Source organism: Aquipuribacter sp. SD81 (assembly GCF_037153975.1).
Classification (GTDB): domain Bacteria; phylum Actinomycetota; class Actinomycetes; order Actinomycetales; family JBBAYJ01; genus Aquipuribacter.
In genome coordinates, this window is sequence record NZ_JBBAYJ010000015.1 from 33,585 (window position 1) to 49,329 (window position 15,745).

Genomic DNA, 15,745 nt, shown 5'->3' on the forward strand with positions numbered 1-15,745 from the left:
TCAGCCGGAGCCGCGGCGGCGCATGACGTCGACGACGCGGTCGAGGAACGCGTCGACCGGCGCCTCGCGGTACCCGCGTGAGCCGCGCCCGGCGCGGAACACCGACGTCCGCACCTCGTCGACGGCCAGCGGCCGGCCGAGCACGAGGTGGTCGCGGATGCGGGCGGTGAGCGCGTCGACCTCGCCGACGCGGTAGCCGAGGCCGAGGGCCCGGCCGCGGGGGAAGCGCGTCCCGTCGCCGCGCTGCAGCCGCGCGAGCACACCCTCCTCCGCCTCGCGCCAGCTGTTCGGCCCCGCGCGCTCCTCGCGCGAGACGAACGCGTCCTCGATCCGGTCCAGCGCCTCGTCCACGGCACCGATGTCGTAGCCGTCGCGGCGCAGGTCGAAGCCGACCGTCCGCACGTGCCACGACGTCACCGCGCCGGGCGGGCCGCCGGCGTCCCACACCTGCTTGGCGCGGTCGAGGAAGTCCTCGACCTGCTCCCGGTGGTAGCCCTTGCGCAGCCGGCCCGAGCGGTGGAACAGGTCGGTGCTCACGCGTCGGACCCCTCGCGCGGCTGGACGAGGTCCTGGGCGGCGAGCTGGCCGCACGCGCCGTCGATGTCGCTCCCCCGGGTGTCGCGGACCGTCGTCGGTACCCCCGCCGCGCGGAGACGGCGCACGAACTCGTGCTCGACGCGGGGGTCGGAGGCCGTCCAGCGCGAGCCGGGCGTCGGGTTGAGCGGGATCGGGTTGACGTGCACCCAGCCGCGCCCGCGACGGTTGAGCTCGCGCGCGAGCAGGTCGGCCCGCCACGCCTGGTCGTTGACGTCGCGGATGAGCGCGTACTCGATGCTGACCCGCCGTCCCGTCACCTCGAAGTAGTGGCGGGCCGCGTCCAGCAGCTCGCCGACCTTGTGCCGGGTGTTGATGGGCACGAGCTCGTCGCGCAGTTCGTCGTCGGGGGTGTGCAGGCTCACCGCGAGCGTGACCGGCAGGTTCTCGGCCGCGAGCCGCTCGACCGCCGGCACGAGCCCGACCGTCGACACCGTGATGTGCCGGGCGGAGATGCCGAGACCCTCCGGTGCGGGGTCCGTCATGCGGCGCAGCGCGGTCACCACGGCGTTGTAGTTGGCGAGCGGCTCGCCCATGCCCATGAACACCACGTTGCTCACGCGCCGCCCGGTGACGGCCGAGGCGCGCACGACCTGGTCGACGATCTCCGCCGCCGACAGGTTGCGGGTCAGCCCCTGCTGACCGGTCGCGCAGAACGGGCACGCCATGCCGCAGCCGGCCTGGCTCGACAGGCACAGCGTCGTGCGGTCGGAGTAGTGCATGAGCACGCTCTCGACGAGCGACCCGTCGAACAGCCGCCACAGGGTCTTCAGGGTGGCGCCGTGGTCGGCCTCGAGGCGCCGCACCTGCGTGAGCAGCGGGGGCAGGACGGCGGCGACCACCGCCTCGCGCTCGGCCGCCGGCAGGTCCGTCATGTCGGCGGCGTCGGCGGTGAAGCGGGAGAAGTAGTGCCGGGACAGCTGCTGCGCGCGGTAGCGGGGCAGGCCCGCGGCCTGCACGGCAGCCGCGCGCTCCTCACCGGTGAGGTCGGCGAGGTGCTGCGGGGGCTTGCCGCGGCGCGGCGCAGCCAGGACGAGCTCGAGGGGCACGGGACCAGTGTGCCAAGCCGCGGGCGGTGCGCCCACCACCGAAGGGCGCCGTAGCGCACCCCCGCGGGGCGACCCGGGACCTTCGTGGGGTTGTGCCCGCCGCGGCGCGGGGCTTCGCTGGCGGGGTGGACGACACGATGACCACCTCCGGGCCCTACCTCGACGACGACACCCTCGCGGCGGTGGACGCGTGGTTCCGCGCCGCCAACTACCTGTCGGTGGGCCAGATCTACCTCATGGCCAACCCCCTGCTGCGCGAGCCGCTCGCCGAGCCGCACGTGAAGCCGCGCCTGCTCGGGCACTGGGGCACCACCCCGGGGCTCAACTTCGTCCACGTGCACTGCAACCGGGCGATCATCGAGCGCGACCTCGACATGATGTACGTCATCGGGCCCGGGCACGGCGGGCCGGGGCTCGTGGCGGCGGCGTGGCTGGACGGCACGTACAGCGAGGTCTACCCCGACGTGTCGCTGGACGAGCGGGGCATGGCGCGGCTGTTCACGCAGTTCTCGTTCCCCGGCGGCATCCCCAGCCACGTCGCCCCGGAGACGCCCGGCTCCATCCACGAGGGCGGCGAGCTCGGGTACTCCCTCAGCCACGCGTTCGGCGCGGCCTTCGACAACCCGGACCTCGTCGTGACGTGCGTCGTCGGCGACGGCGAGGCCGAGACGGGCCCGCTCGCGACGAGCTGGCACTCCACGAAGTTCCTCGACCCCGTGCACGACGGCGCCGTCCTGCCCGTCCTCCACCTCAACGGCTACAAGATCGCGAACCCGACGGTGCTCGCGCGCATCCCCGCGGACGAGCTGCACGCCCTGCTGTGGGGCTGTGGCTGGCAGCCCTACGAGGTGTCCGGCGACGACCCGCAGACCATGCACCACGCCTTCGCCCGCACCCTCGACGCGTGCCTGGACGAGATCCGCCGGATCCAGACCGAGGCACGCACGAGCGGGCGCAGCGGCCGCCCCCGCTGGCCGATGATCGTGCTGCGCTCCCCCAAGGGCTGGACCGGGCCGGAGCAGGTCGACGGCAAGCCGGTCGAGGGCCACTGGCGCAGCCACCAGGTGCCGTTCGCCGACACCCGGGACAACCCCGAGCACCTCGCCGTGCTCGAGCAGTGGCTGCGCTCCTACTCCCCCGAGGAGCTGTTCGGCGCCGACGGGGCGCCCGTCGACCTCGTGCGCCGCATGTCGCCGGCCGGCGAGCGGCGGATGAGCGCCACCCCGCACGCCAACGGCGGGCTGCTGCGCCGACCGCTGCGGCTGCCGGACTTCCGTGACTACGCCGTGGACGTGCCGTCGCCGGGGCAGACGACCGCGGGCGCCACCGGGGTCCTCGGGGAGTTCCTGCGCGACGTCATGGCGCTGGACTCCCCCCACCGCAGCTTCCGTGTCTTCGCGCCCGACGAGAACAACTCCAACCGCCTGCAGGCCGTCCTGGAGGCGACGGGCCGGGCGTGGCAGGAGACCGTCCTCGACACCGACACGGGGCTCGCGCCCGACGGGCGCGTCATGGAGATCCTGTCCGAGCACACGTGCCAGGGCTGGCTCGAGGGCTACCTCCTCACCGGCCGCCACGGCTTCTTCAGCTGCTACGAGGCGTTCGTCCACATCGTCGACTCGATGGTCAACCAGCACGCGAAGTGGCTGAAGACGAGCCGCGAGATCGAGTGGCGCCGCCCGATCAGCAGCCTCAACTACCTGCTGACCAGCCACGTGTGGCGCCAGGACCACAACGGCTTCTCCCACCAGGACCCGGGCTTCATCGACCACGTGGTGAACAAGAAGGCCGAGGTCGTGCGGGTGTACCTGCCGCCGGACGCCAACACCCTGCTGAGCGTCGCCGACCACTGCCTGCGGACCCGCGACTACGTCAACGTGATCGTGGCGGGCAAGCAGTCGTCACCGCAGTTCCTGTCGATGGAGGACGCGGTCGTGCACTGCACGAAGGGCATCGGCATCTGGGACTGGGCGAGCAGCGACGCCGACGGAGAGCCCGACGTCGTGCTCGCGTGCGCCGGCGACGTGCCGACCATGGAGGCGCTCGCGGCGGTCGACGTGCTGCGCGGGCACTTCCCCGACCTGCGCATCCGGTTCGTCAACGTCGTCGACCTCATGCGGCTGCAGTCCGCCTCCGAGCACCCGCACGGGCTGTCCGACACGGAGTTCGACAGCCTGTTCACCACCGACCGGCCCGTCGTCTTCAACTACCACGGCTATCCCTGGCTCATCCACCGCCTCACGTACCGGCGCACCAACCACGCCAACATCCACGTGCGCGGCTACATCGAGGAGGGCACGACGACGACGCCGTTCGACATGGCGGTCATGAACCGGATCGACCGGTTCCACCTCGCCATCGACGTGATCGACCGGCTGCCGCAGCTGGGCCCGCGGGCCGCGCACGTGCGCCAGCACCTGCAGGACACCCTCGTGCGGCACACCGAGTGGACCCGGCGCACGGGCGAGGACCTGCCGGAGGTCGCCGACTGGGTGTGGAGCCGTCGGGACTTCGCCGAGCAGAACCCGGGCTGAGACCGGCCGCGCGGGTCCGGTCCGGGCCCGCGCGGTCGCGTCGCTCCGCCGCTCAGGCGACGGGGACGATGAGGGCGAGCAGCACCCACGCGACCGGCGCCGCCGGCAGCAGGGAGTCGAGGCGGTCCATGATCCCGCCGTGGCCCGGCAGCAGGCTGCCCATGTCCTTGATGCCGAGGTCGCGCTTGAGCAGGGACTCCGACAGGTCGCCGACCGTCGCCGTCACGACGACGACCACCCCGAGCAGGACCCCGGCCCACCACGAGCCGCCGAGGCCGAGAACGACCCCGAGGACGCCGAGGACGACGGCGAAGACCGTCGAGCCGAGCAGGCCCTCCCACGACTTCTTCGGGCTGACGTTGGGGGCGAGCGGGTGCCGGCCCCACACGGAGCCGAAGGCGTAGCCGCCGATGTCGCTGCCGATGGCGACCATGAGGAACGCGAGCACGCGGTAGGGGCCGTCGTCCTCGGCGAGCATGAGGAGCGCGAAGCCGGCGAGGAAGGGGACGTAGGCCGCCGTGAACACGCCGGCGGTCACGTCGCGGACCGGGTTCGGCCCGTCGAGCACGCGCCACAGCAGGCTCGAGAACGCCGTGAGCGCGAAGGTGACGAACAGCGCCTCGGGCCCGGCGAGGAACGCCGAGACGAGCATGCCCACCCCGCCGACCACGACCGGCACGACCGGGATGCGGATACGGCGGGCGCGGAACGCGTTCGCGAGCTCCCACAGCGCGAGCACGATGGCCGCCGCGGTCAGGAGGACGAAGGCCTCCTTGCGCACGAAGAGGGCGAGCGCCACGAGGACCCCGAGCGCCGTGCCGACGGCGACGGCGGCCGGCAGGTTCCGCCCGGCGCGCGCCTGCCGCGCGCGGCGGCGGTCGCCGTCGTCGGCCGGCGACGGCGGGTCGGGCACGACGGCGACGCGTCGCGGCCCTGACCCCGGCGCACCGGCGTCGGGGCTGGGCACCGGCACAGGCGGCCGGGCGGGCGGCTGCGTCACGTCAGACCGCCAGCAGCTCGGCTTCCTTGCCCTTGAGGAGCTCGTCGATGACGTCGACGTGGCGCTTGGTGACGGCCTCGAGCTCCTTCTCCGCGCGGGTGCCCTCGTCCTCGCCGGCCTCGCCGTCGCGCACCGTGCGGTCGATCTCCTCCTTGGCGCGGCGGCGGATGTTGCGCACCGAGACGCGGGCGTCCTCCGCCTTGGCGCGCGCGAGCTTGATGTAGTCGCGGCGCCGCTCCTCGGTGAGCTGCGGCAGGTTGAGCCGGATGATGTTGCCGTCGTTGCTCGGGTTGACGCCGAGGTCGCTCTCGCGGATCGCGCGCTCGATGGCCCCCATGGCGCTGCGGTCGTACGGGGAGACGAGCACGACGCGCGCCTCGGGGATCTGGAAGGAGGCGAGCTGCTGCAGCGGCGTCGGGGCGCCGTAGTAGTCGACGAGGATCTTGTTGAACATGCCGGGGTTCGCCCGGCCCGTCCGGATGCCGGCGAAGTCGTCCTTGACGACCTCGACCGCCTTGTCCATCTTGTCCTCGGCCTCGAGGAGTGCCTCGTCGATCACGTGCGTGTCCTCCGTCTGCTCGGTGCGCCGCCGGCTCTCAGCCGGTGACGAGCGTGCCGATCCTCTCACCCACGAGCGCGCGGGTGACGTCGCCGCTCCCCTCCATGCCGAACACCACCATCGGCAGGCGGTTGTCCATGAGGAGGCTGAAGGCGGTGGCGTCGACGACCTTGAGGCCCTGCTGAAGCGCGTCGGCGTACGTGAGGCGCTCCAGGCGGCGGGCGGTCGGGTCCAGGCGCGGGTCGGCGGTGTAGACGGCGTCGACGCCGTTCTTGCCCATGAGCACGACGTCGGCCTGCACCTCCAGCGCCCGCTGCGCCGCGACGGTGTCGGTGGAGAAGTACGGCAGCCCCGCGCCCGCGCCGAAGATGACGACCCGGCCCTTGGCCAGGTGCCGGATCGCCCGGCGCGGGATGTACGGCTCGGCGACCTGCCCCATCGTGATGGCGGTCTGCACGCGCGTGTCGACGCCGGCCTGCTCGAGGAAGTCCTGCAGGGCGAGGCAGTTCATGACCGTGCCGAGCATGCCCATGTAGTCGGCGCGCGAGCGCTCCATGCCGCGCTGCGACAGCTCCGCGCCGCGGAAGAAGTTGCCGCCGCCGGTCACGATCGCGATCTGGACGCCCTGGGCGGCCGCGTCGGCGATCTCCTTGGCGACCCGGGCGACGACGTCGGGGTCGACCCCGACCGCGCCGCCGCCGAAGGCCTCGCCCGACAGCTTGAGCAGCACGCGGCGGCCCTCGCGCCGCACGTGCAGGTCCTCCGGTGCCTGCTGCACGTCGAGGACCACCTCCGTCCCGCCCGTCGTGGGTGTCCCGCTCACTCGGTCCCGTCCTCGTCGTCGCCGTGCCCCGACCGCGCGGCTGCCCGGTCGGGGTCGTCCTGCCTGCCTACCAGCAGCGGCGCGTCCCGGCGTACCGGGGCGCGCCGCCGCTGTGCAGTCGGGCCGTGCGGATCAGGTCGTGCGGATCAGGTCGTGCGTGCTGCGGGTCAGGCGCCGACGCGGAACCGCGCGAAGGCCGAGACGGTGAGGCCGGCCTCGGAGAGGACCTGCCCGACCGTCTTCTTGTTGTCCTTGGAGTACGCCTGCTCGAGCAGGACGTTCTCCTTGAGGTAGCCCTTGGTCCGACCCTCGACGATCTTGGGCAGCGCCTGCTCGGGCTTGCCCTCGTTGACGGCCGTCTCGTGGGCGATGCGCCGCTCGGCCTCGAGCGTCTCCTCGGGCACCTCGTCGGTGCTGAGGAAGCTCGGCGACATGGCGGCGGTGTGCAGGGCGACGTCGCGGGCGGTGGCCGCGTCGTCACCGCTGTAAGCGACGAGGACACCGATCTGCGGGGGCAGGTCCGGGCTCGTGCGGTGCAGGTAGCTGGCGACGGAGTCGCCCTCCACGCGGGCGACGCGGCGCAGCACGAGCTTCTCGCCGATCGTCGCGTTGCCGTCGTCGAGCAGCTGCTGGACGCTGCGGCCGCCGGTCTCGACCTGCGCGAGCTGGTCGGCGTCGGTGGCGCCGCTGGCGACGGCGGCCTCGAGCACCTGCTGCGCGAGCTCCTGGAACCTGTCGCCCTTGGCGACGAAGTCCGTCTCGCAGTTGACCTCGACGAGCACACCCGTGCCGCCGTCGACGTGCGCGGCCACGAGGCCGTTGCTCGCGCTGCGGCCCTCGCGCTTGGTGACGCCCTTGAGGCCCTTGACGCGGAGGATCTCCACGGCCTTGTCGGTGTCGCCCTCGGCCTCGTCGAGAGCCTTCTTCACGTCGAGCATGCCGGCACCCGTGCGCTCGCGCAGGGCCTTGATGTCACTGGCGGTGTAGCTGGGCACGAACTCTCCTCCGTCGGGCAGGAGCCCGGTCGTCGCTGGTCTCGGCGCGGGTCAGGACTGGGTGGACTGCGGGACGCCGTCGGCGGCGGCGGTCTCTGCGGTCGGCGTCTCCGAGACGGGCGCCTCGGTGACGGGCGTCTCGTCGGCGGGGGTCTGGGCGACCTCCTCGGCGGCCTCGGCGGCGTCCGGCTGCGCGGCGGGGGCCGCGGCGGCGTCGATGTCGCCGGGGGTGACACCGGCCTGCTCGGCCTGCGGCGCCTGCTCGGCCTGCGGGGCCTGCTCGGCCTGCGGGGCCTGCTCGGCCTGCGCTGCCTGCTGCGCCTCGCCGGTGGCGAGGAGCTCGCGCTCCCACTCCGCCAGCGGCTCCTCCGCGGCGTCGGTCCCGCCACCGGAGCGGGCGACGAGGCCGTCGGCGACGGCGTCGGCCACGACCCGCGTCAGCAGGGCGACGGAGCGGATCGCGTCGTCGTTGCCGGGGATCTTGTAGTCGACCTCGTCGGGGTCGCAGTTGGTGTCGAGGATCGCGATGACCGGGATCCCGAGCTTCTTCGCCTCGCTGACCGCGAGGTGCTCCTTCTTCGTGTCGACGACCCACACGGCGCTCGGGATCTTGCTCATGTCGCGGAGACCGCCGAGGGTCTTCTCGAGCTTCTCCTTCTCGCGACGGAGGACGAGGAGCTCCTTCTTCGTCATGCCGGAGCCGGCGACGTCGTCGAAGTCGATCGCCTCGAGCTCACGGAGACGCTGCAGCCGCTTGGAGACGGTCTGGAAGTTCGTGAGCATGCCGCCGAGCCAGCGCTGGTTGACGTAGGGCATGCCCACGCGCGCGGCCTGGGTGGCGACGGGCTCCTGCGCCTGCTTCTTCGTGCCGACGAACATGACGGTGCCGCCGTGGGCGACCGTCTGCTTGACGAAGTCGTAGGCGACGTTGATGAACTCCAGCGACTGCTGGAGGTCGATGATGTAGATGCCGTTGCGCTCGGTGAAGATGAAGCGCTTCATCTTGGGGTTCCAGCGACGGGTCTGGTGCCCGAAGTGGACGCCGCTCTCCAGGAGCTGGCGCATCGTAACGACGGCCATGCCGACGCACTCCTCTCGGCGCCCGCGGGCGCCCGGTCCGGTTGTCGTGGCGACGCCGGGCGGCGCCGCTCCCTGGTGCCCTGGGTGGCCCTCCCCGGCTCCGCGGGTGCGGGGCCGGGACCGGGGACCTCCCCCGGGCCGTGCGCTGCACGGTTGCCGGTCGAGGGCACGCGAACTCACCGGGACACGCCCGGCGGCGCTGTCATGGTACGGCCCCCGCGACACGGCTCCAAACCACGTCGGTGGCCGACCAGGGGCACGACGTCCCCACAGGCCGTGCGACGGCCCGTCGTCCACAGCCCGGCCCGGGGGCGCCTGCCCGGAGCGCTCAGCACGGCGATCGTCGGTCGGGTGGCCACCTCCGCCGTCCTCCTGCCGCTCGCCGCCTCCCTCGCCGCACTCGTGGCGGCGGTCGCCCCGCTCCCGGCGGTCGGGCCGGGACCGACCGGCGCGGTGCCCGTCGCGGCGCCACCGGTGGTCGCGGTCGCGGTCGCGGAGGAGCCGACCGCCCCCGTCGGCCTCCACGCGGACCCCGTCCCCCCGGCCGCCGCCGGCGGGCAGGTGGTGCACGCCCCGCGGGCGGACCGGACGGGTCCGGCGTCCGGTCCGCCGGTCCGGCGCTTCGAGGCGCCGCCGCACGCCTACGGCCCGGGCCACCGCGGGGTCGACCTCGCGGCGGTCCCCGGCGAGGTGCTGCGTGCCCCGGCCGCCGGCACCGTGGTGTTCGCGGGCCCGGTGGCCGGTCGCGGCGTGGTGGTCGTGGCCTCCGGACAGGGGCCGCAGGCCACCCGGCACGCCCTGGAGCCGGCCGAGGCGCTCGTGCCGGTCGGCACCGTCGTCGGTGCGGGCGACCCCGTCGCGCGGCTGGCGGCATCCCCGCGGCACGCCGGGTGCGCCGTGTCGTGCGTGCACTGGGGGGTGCGCGTGGCCGGACGCTACGTCGACCCCTGGTGGTGGCTGGGCCTCGGGGCACCGGTGCGTCTGCTGCCGCTCGACGGGCTGCGGGCCCCGTGAGCGGTCGCCGTCGGCCGGGGCCCGGCCGGTTGTCCCCGTCCCGGCCCCGGCACGGCGGTCAGCGGCCCGTCACCCGGTACACGGTCGTCGTGCCGGACACCTCGTTGCCGACGACGAGCAGCGGCTCCCCGGTCGGGGAGTCCGCCGCGGCGACGAACACGAGGCCCTCGGGCCCGCTGTCGGTGCCGTTCGCCGCCAGGTCGCCGGCGAAGTCCCGCACGTTGACGTAGTCGACGAAGCGGGCCGCGCTCGGGACCGTGATGTCGTAGACGATGACGCCGCCGACGCGCTCGAGCCCGACGAAGGCGTACGTGCGCCCGGCCACGGAGCCCACCTCGATGCCCTCCGGCTCGGGACCCTTGTTGTCGCTGCGGTTGTCGAAGGAGTCGTTCTCTGCGTTGTCCGCGTTGAACGCCTCGCGCGGCAGCTCTCCGGCCGCGACGAGCTCGGCGAGGACCTGCTCGAGGTCGTCGCCGGAGTCGAACACGAGCCGGCCCTCGGCGTCCCGGATCGAGAACGACCGGCCGCCGAACACGTCGATGCGGGTGACCCGGCCGTCGGCGTCCGCGGGGCTCGTCACCGTGCTCGTGAGACGACCGAGGGCGGCGTCGGCCTGGAGGGCCGCGACGGCGTCCGGGCCACCGAAGGTCGCGGGGTCGAGCTCGAGGTCCTTCACCCGGACCTCCTCCTCGAAGCCGTCGTACTCCCGGGCGTCGCCCTCGTTGGCGAGTACGAGGTACGTGCGGCCGCGGGCGCGGTAGGCGTCGACCGAGTCGGGCATGTACATGCCGTGCACCGGCCACGTGCGGATGTCCACCGCACCGTCCCGGTCGGAGGCGTCGAGGCCGTTGCCCGCGAGCGAGTGGTCCTTGAGCCCGAGGGGCAGCACGTCGGTGACGCGGGCCGTCGCGATGTCGACGACCGCGAGCGCGTTCGCCTCCTGCAGGGACACCCACGCGGCGCGGGAGCGGGCGTCGACGGCCACGTACTCCGGCTCGAGGTCCTCGCTCACGCTCGCGCCGGGACCGAAGACGCGCACGCCGGCCGCGCGCAGGGCGTCCACGTCGTCGTCGAAGGCCCCGAAGCCGGCGGTGCGGACGTCGGCCTGGTCCGGCACCCCGTTCCGCGGGACGGCGATGACGCTGATGCTGCCCTCCGGGTCGACCTGCCCCGCCTCGTAGCCCTCCGGCTCGCCCTCGTTCGCGACGAGGACGTGGCGCCCGTCCGGGGTGAAGGTGAGCATGTCGGGCAGCGCCCCCACCCGCACACGGCCGAGCTCGCGGAGCGTGGCGGTGTCGACGAAGGCGACGCTGCCCGCCTCGGTGGCGACGTCGGCCTCCTCGGCCACGGCGAGCAGGCCACCGTCGACGTCGACGCTGTTCGCGCCGGGGGTGTCGAGCTCGCCCACCTTGACGAGATGGGAGGGGTCGGAGGCGTCGAGCACGTCGACGGTGCCGCGCTCGGCGTTGACGACGAAGACCCGGTCCGTGGCGGGGTCGAAGGCGGGGATCTCGGCCGCGGACTCGTCGAAGCCGCCCCCGCTGTAGGTGCCGAGCGGTTCCAGGCTGACGGTGGAGGCGGGCCGGCCGGGCGCGCCGCCCGGTCCCGCCTCGGCGCTGGGGGCGAGCACGACACCGGTGACGACGAGCACCGCGAGGGCGCTGCCCGACACGAGGGCCGGGAACGGGGTGAGGTCGGAGGTCATGCACCGCAACCTGCACGGTCGTCGTGAACGCCCCCCGAACCGACCGTGAACGGACCATGACGTCACCGGGACGTCACCGGGAGGTCACCCGGACGTCAGCGACGCATCACCCGAGACGTCACCGGAGCCGTCACGGACGGCCCCGGGGCGGCGGGAGCGGTAGGGGCGGGCGGGGCGGACGCCGGGGACCGGGTGCCGGGTTCCTCGCGCGCGGGACGCGGCCCGCGGCCGGGTCAGCCGTCGCCGGCGGCGCTCAGCTTGGCGCGCAGCTGCATGACGGCCTTGGTGTGCATCTGGCAGATGCGCGACTCGGTCACCCCGAGCACACGGCCGATCTCGGCGAGCGTGAGTCCCTCGTAGTAGTAGAGGGTCACGACGATCTTCTCCCGCTCGGGCAGGAGGTTGACCGCGCGCGACAGGAGGAACTTCGTCTCCTGCGTCTCGAACGCCGCGACCGGGTCCTCGGCCTTGCTGTCCTTGAGGGTGTCCCCGAGCGTGAGTGAGTCTCCGCGCTCGCTGCCGGCGTGCATGAGCTCGTCGAGGGCGACGACGTTCGCGTAGGAGACCTTCGAGAAGATCGCGTGCAGGTCGCTGATCGCGATGCCGAGACGGTCGGCGACCTCCTGCTCGGTGGGGCTGCGGTGCAGCTCCGCCTCGAGGGCGGCGTACGCGCGCTCGACCTCGCGGGACTTGCTGCGCACCGAGCGGGGTATCCAGTCGATCGACCGCAGCTCGTCGATGATGGCGCCGCGGATGCGGGAGATCGCGTACGTCTCGAACTTGATCGCGCGCTCGTGGTCGAACTTGTCGATGGCGTCGATGAGGCCGAAGACGCCGTAGGACACGAGGTCGGCGTGCTCGACGTTGGCGGGCAGGCCGACCCCGACGCGGCCGGCCACGTACTTGACGAGCGGTGAGTAGTGGAGGATCAGCCGGTCGCGGACGGCGCGGTCCCCGGTCGCCTTGTACTGCGTCCACATCGCGGCGACGACGGCCTCGGCGTCGGCCTTCGCCTCCCGGGCCGCCTCGCGCGCGAGCTCCTCGGGGTCCTCGGCCTCCTCCGGGGCGTCGACGTCGTCGACGTCGTCGAGGTCGTCGTCGGTGCCCTCGCCCGACGCCGCGGCGTCGAGGTCGAGCACGTCGGGCCGCGCGCTGCGCGTGTCCCGGCGCGTGCCCCCTGCGCCGCGGTCGTCCGAGGTGGACGTCGCTCGAGCCATGCCGCCCCTTCTGCTCCTCACGCCCGCGGATGAGCGCGGTGGTATGCCGCGAGCAGCCGAGCCTGCGAGACGTGGGTGTAGATCTCCGTCGTCGTGAGCGTAGCGTGACCGAGCAGCTCCTGTACCGACGTCAGGTCCGCTCCCCCGTCGAGCACGTGGGTGGCCGCGCTGTGCCGCAGGGCGTGCGGGTGGACGTCACGGAGGCCGGCGGCCCGGGCCACGGCCGCGAGCGCGCTGCGGGCCTGGCGCTGGTCGAGGCGGCCGCCCCGGGCGCCGAGCAGCAGCGCGTCGGGCGAGCGGGGGCCGGCCAGGGCGGGACGGCCCGCGCGCAGCCACACCTCGACGGCCTCGAGGGCCGGCAGCCCGAGCGGCACCACCCGCTCCTTGTCGCCCTTGCCGGTGACGCGTAGCGCACGACGCTCCCGGTCGAGGTCGGCGAGGTCGACGCCGACGACCTCACCGACGCGCGCCCCCGTCGCGTAGAGCAGCTCGACGAGCGCGTGGTCGCGCAGCCCGACCGGCCCGGCCGCCGCACGTGCCTCCGCCGCCTCGCACAGCGCGCGGGCCTCCGCGACGTCCAGGACCCGGGGCAGGACCCGGGGCCTGCGGGCGGACGCGAGGCGGCCGCCGGGGTCGCTGGGCAGCAGGCCCTGCCGCACCGCCCACGCCGTGAAGCTCCGTGCCGCGGCCGCCCGACGCGCGGTGGTGGCACGGGACCACTGCGCGTGCTGCCCGGCGGCGAGCCACGACCGCAGGTGGGACGTCGACAGGTCGGCGAGTCGCTCGCACCCCTCGGCGCCCGCGTGCCCGAGCAGACCGGTGAGGTCCGACCGGTAGGCGCGGACCGTCGCCGCCGAGCGCCCGCGCTCCCAGCGCAACCAGCCGAGGAAGCGGTCGAGCGCCTCCTCCGAGCCGGCGGGCCCCGCCGCCCCGGCAGGCCCGTCGGGCCCGTCCAGCCCGTCAGGCGCGTCCAGCCCGTCAGGCGCGTCGAGCCCGTCAGGTCGCTCGCCGTCCGCGCCCCTCACCGGCTCATGGGACCACGGCGTCGCCTCCCCCCACCCCGGCGCCACGCCGCCAGCCGTCGTCCCCGCGCTCGACGGTGCCCTCGAGGACCAGCCGGGCGAGCGCGCCCGCCGCCTCGTGGTGCGCGAGCCCCGTCGCCGCCACCACGTCCTCGAGCCGTCGCCAGCGCGAGCGGCGCAGGGACTGCAGGACCCGTTCGGTCGGCACCCGCGCGTCCTCGGCGCGCCGGTGCCGGTCACCGCCCCCCTCGCCGGCCGAGGAACCGGCGTCGTCGGAGGCGTCGGCGTCGTCGGAGGCGTCGGCGTCGTCCGCGGCGTCCAGCGGCAGCGTCGCCTGGCCGAACGGCTCGACGAGCCGGACGACGTCGTCGGCGCACGTCACGCACGGGACACCGTCGCGCAGCAGGCCGTTGCTGCCCGCGGACAGCCCCGACGTCACCGGTCCCGGGACCGCGGCGACGTCACGGTGCAGGTCCCCGGCCACCCTGGCCGTCTGCAGGGCGCCGGAGCGGTGGCCGGCCTCCACGACGACCGTCGCCCGGGTCCACGCGGCGATGAGGCGGTTGCGCAGCAGGAACCGGTACGGCGCCGGGCGCGTGCCGGGCGGCACCTCGGACACGACCGCGCCGCCGAGGTCGACGACCCGCTGCAGCAGGTCCGCGTGCCCGGCGGGCGAGGCCCGGTCCGCCCCGCCCGCGAGGACGGCGACGGTGGGCAGGGGCGGGACCACGCCCCCGGCTCGCAACGTCGCCGCGGCGCCGAGCGCCCCGCCGTGCGCGGCGGCGTCGATGCCGTACGCCGCCCCGGACACGACCGTCCACCCGCGCTGGACGAGGCCAGCACCGATGTCCTGCGCGACGTGGGTCCCGTACGCGCTGCACATCCGCGCCCCGACCACCGCGGCGGCGCGTGGCGCGTCGGCCGGCAGCGTGCCACGCACCCACAGGCACGCGGGCGCGGACGAGGCCTCGCTGTCGAGGTCGCCGAGGCCCGAGGGCCACGCCGCGTCACCCGGGTGCACGACGCCGACGCCTCGGCGGGCGAGCGTCCCGACGAAGTCGCTGGTCCGGCTGCGCAGCTGCGCGTGACGCACCGTCCACACCTCGGGGCCGCCGCCCCGCCGCGCGAGGGCGAGGGTCTCCCGCCACCCGCGCTCGGCGAGCAGGCGGTGCAGCGCGGGGTCGCCCGGCTCGGCGACCCGCGACAGGTGCGCGCGGGCGAGGCGCTCGTCGTGCTCGCAGCCGTGCGCCGGGTCGTCGGTGCGCTGCACGACGGCGCTCACGCCGCGACCGCCAGGGTGCGGAACGACAGCGCCTCGGCGACCTCCAGCTCACCCGGCGACGTGCGCCCCGCCAGGTCGGCGAGGGTCCACGCGACGCGCAGCGTGCGGTCGAAGCCGCGGGCGGTGAGGGTGCCGCGGTCCACCCCCTTCACCAGCGGCGCGAGGACGCGCGCGGGCGGACGGAAGCGTGGGTGGCGCAGCAGCGGACCGGGCACGTGGCCGTTGGCGCGCGCCGCGCCCGCCCAGCGCGCGGCCGCCGCGGCGCGGGCGGTGCTCACGCGGCCGGCGACCACGGCGGTCGCCTCGCCGGTCTCCGCCCCCGCCCAGCGGCCCACCGACACCGCGGGCACGTCGACCTGGACGTCGACCCGGTCCAGCAGCGGCCCGGACAGCCGGGCGAGGTAGCCGCGGCGGACGGTGGGGGTGCACCGGCACACCGGCCCGCCCGGCGGCGCGCCCGCGTGACCGCACGGGCACGGGTTGGCGGCGAGGACCAGCTGGAAGCGGGCGGGCAGCCGGGCGGAGCCGCGGGCGCGCTGGATCTCCACGACACCCTGCTCCAGCGGCTGGCGCAGGGCGTCGAGGACGCCGCGGCGGAACTCCGGGCACTCGTCGAGGAACAGCACCCCGCCGTGCGCCCGGCTGGCCGCGCCGGGCCGCGGCACACCGCTGCCGCCGCCGACCACGGCCGCGACGCTCGCGCTGTGGTGCGGGTCCTCGAACGGCGGCCGGCGCAGCAGGACGGGGTCGGCGAGGGTGCCGGCCAGGGAGTGCACCGCGGTGACGGTGAGGGCGTCCTCGTCGTCGAGGTCCGGCAGGATGCCGGGCAGCCTCGTCGCGAGCATCGTCTTCCCCGAGCCCGGCGGGCCTA

At 74.8% G+C, this 15,745-nt stretch carries 14 protein-coding genes and 1 pseudogene; 2 read left to right on the forward strand and 13 right to left on the reverse strand.

The genetic code is table 11. The features are described 5' to 3' along the window. Together WAA21_RS10560 and rlmN are read right to left on the reverse strand one after the other, a co-directional pair. Entirely contained in the window at positions 1-537 is a 537-nt protein-coding gene (locus WAA21_RS10560) for a DivIVA domain-containing protein (RefSeq protein ID WP_336922756.1), read from the reverse strand. Further along, complete coding sequence (rlmN, locus tag WAA21_RS10565; RefSeq protein ID WP_336922757.1) at positions 534-1,643, reverse strand: 23S rRNA (adenine(2503)-C(2))-methyltransferase RlmN; 1,110 nt, start codon at positions 1,641-1,643, stop codon at positions 534-536. Before rlmN ends, WAA21_RS10560 begins: the two co-directional genes overlap by 4 nt. Before the next feature lie 137 nt (positions 1,644-1,780). On the opposite strand from rlmN, the gene WAA21_RS10570 reads away from it, so the two are divergent. Further along, a complete protein-coding gene (locus WAA21_RS10570; RefSeq protein ID WP_336922818.1) occupies positions 1,781-4,177 on the forward strand; it encodes a phosphoketolase family protein in 2,397 nt (798 codons plus the stop codon). A 52-nt stretch (positions 4,178-4,229) separates the two neighbouring features. On the opposite strand, the gene WAA21_RS10575 is transcribed toward WAA21_RS10570, so the two are convergent. The 5 genes from WAA21_RS10575 to rpsB all read right to left on the reverse strand — a co-directional run bounded on the left by WAA21_RS10575 (position 4,230) and on the right by rpsB (position 8,634). Beyond that, the gene (locus WAA21_RS10575; RefSeq protein ID WP_336922758.1) at positions 4,230-5,144 is read right to left on the reverse strand and encodes a phosphatidate cytidylyltransferase; all 915 of its coding nucleotides are present in this window, start codon (positions 5,142-5,144) and stop codon (positions 4,230-4,232) included. 34 nt (positions 5,145-5,178) lie between these two features. Beyond that, a complete protein-coding gene (gene frr, locus WAA21_RS10580; protein ID WP_336922759.1) occupies positions 5,179-5,736 on the reverse strand; it encodes a ribosome recycling factor in 558 nt (185 codons plus the stop codon). A gap of 37 nt (positions 5,737-5,773) precedes the next feature. Next, positions 5,774-6,526 carry a UMP kinase gene (gene pyrH / locus WAA21_RS10585; RefSeq protein ID WP_442893268.1) on the reverse strand — a complete coding sequence of 251 codons (753 nt, stop codon included), beginning with the start codon at positions 6,524-6,526 and terminating at the stop codon, positions 5,774-5,776. Positions 6,527-6,726: 200 nt separating this feature from the next. Beyond that, positions 6,727-7,554, reverse strand: a complete 828-nt coding sequence (gene tsf, locus WAA21_RS10590; protein WP_336922760.1) for a translation elongation factor Ts — start codon at positions 7,552-7,554, stop codon at positions 6,727-6,729. Between the two features lie 51 nt (positions 7,555-7,605). Then, positions 7,606-8,634, reverse strand: a complete 1,029-nt coding sequence (gene rpsB, locus WAA21_RS10595; RefSeq protein ID WP_336922761.1) for a 30S ribosomal protein S2 — start codon at positions 8,632-8,634, stop codon at positions 7,606-7,608. A gap of 351 nt (positions 8,635-8,985) precedes the next feature. Between rpsB and WAA21_RS10600 the strand changes: the two genes are divergently transcribed. After that, positions 8,986-9,648 carry a M23 family metallopeptidase gene (locus tag WAA21_RS10600; RefSeq protein ID WP_336922762.1) on the forward strand — a complete coding sequence of 221 codons (663 nt, stop codon included), beginning with the start codon at positions 8,986-8,988 and terminating at the stop codon, positions 9,646-9,648. A gap of 58 nt (positions 9,649-9,706) precedes the next feature. Here WAA21_RS10600 and WAA21_RS10605 read toward each other — a convergent pair whose 3' ends face one another. The 6 genes and pseudogenes from WAA21_RS10605 to WAA21_RS10630 form a co-directional block, all read right to left on the reverse strand. After that, positions 9,707-11,353 carry a choice-of-anchor I family protein gene (locus WAA21_RS10605; RefSeq protein WP_336922763.1) on the reverse strand — a complete coding sequence of 549 codons (1,647 nt, stop codon included), beginning with the start codon at positions 11,351-11,353 and terminating at the stop codon, positions 9,707-9,709. 233 nt (positions 11,354-11,586) lie between these two features. Further along, positions 11,587-12,570, reverse strand: a complete 984-nt coding sequence (whiG, locus tag WAA21_RS10610) for an RNA polymerase sigma factor WhiG (protein WP_336922764.1) — start codon at positions 12,568-12,570, stop codon at positions 11,587-11,589. 17 nt (positions 12,571-12,587) lie between these two features. Then, positions 12,588-13,595 carry a tyrosine recombinase XerC gene (locus WAA21_RS10615; protein WP_336922765.1) on the reverse strand — a complete coding sequence of 336 codons (1,008 nt, stop codon included), beginning with the start codon at positions 13,593-13,595 and terminating at the stop codon, positions 12,588-12,590. Positions 13,596-13,599: 4 nt separating this feature from the next. Continuing rightward, positions 13,600-14,874 carry a DNA-processing protein DprA gene (locus tag WAA21_RS10620; RefSeq protein ID WP_336922766.1) on the reverse strand — a complete coding sequence of 425 codons (1,275 nt, stop codon included), beginning with the start codon at positions 14,872-14,874 and terminating at the stop codon, positions 13,600-13,602. After that, positions 14,871-15,224 (reverse strand): hypothetical protein, encoded by a 354-nt coding sequence (locus tag WAA21_RS10625; RefSeq protein WP_336922820.1) that lies wholly within the window; start codon positions 15,222-15,224, stop codon positions 14,871-14,873. Before WAA21_RS10625 ends, WAA21_RS10620 begins: the two co-directional genes overlap by 4 nt. Further along, a pseudogene (locus WAA21_RS10630) lies at positions 15,222-15,734 on the reverse strand (ATP-binding protein); the annotation flags it as partial. The gene WAA21_RS10625 and the pseudogene WAA21_RS10630, both read right to left, overlap by 3 nt. Between the last annotated feature and the right edge of the window lie 11 nt (positions 15,735-15,745).

Excerpts from the sequence above, each read along its gene's own strand:
- WAA21_RS10570 (WP_336922818.1), top strand. The coding sequence starts at position 1,781 with ATGACCACCTCCGGGCCCTACCTCGACGACGACACCCTCGCGGCGGTG.
- rpsB (WP_336922761.1), bottom strand. The coding sequence starts at position 8,634 with ATGGCCGTCGTTACGATGCGCCAGCTCCTGGAGAGCGGCGTCCACTTC.
- WAA21_RS10605 (WP_336922763.1), bottom strand. The coding sequence starts at position 11,353 with ATGACCTCCGACCTCACCCCGTTCCCGGCCCTCGTGTCGGGCAGCGCC.
- whiG (WP_336922764.1), bottom strand. The coding sequence starts at position 12,570 with ATGGCTCGAGCGACGTCCACCTCGGACGACCGCGGCGCAGGGGGCACG.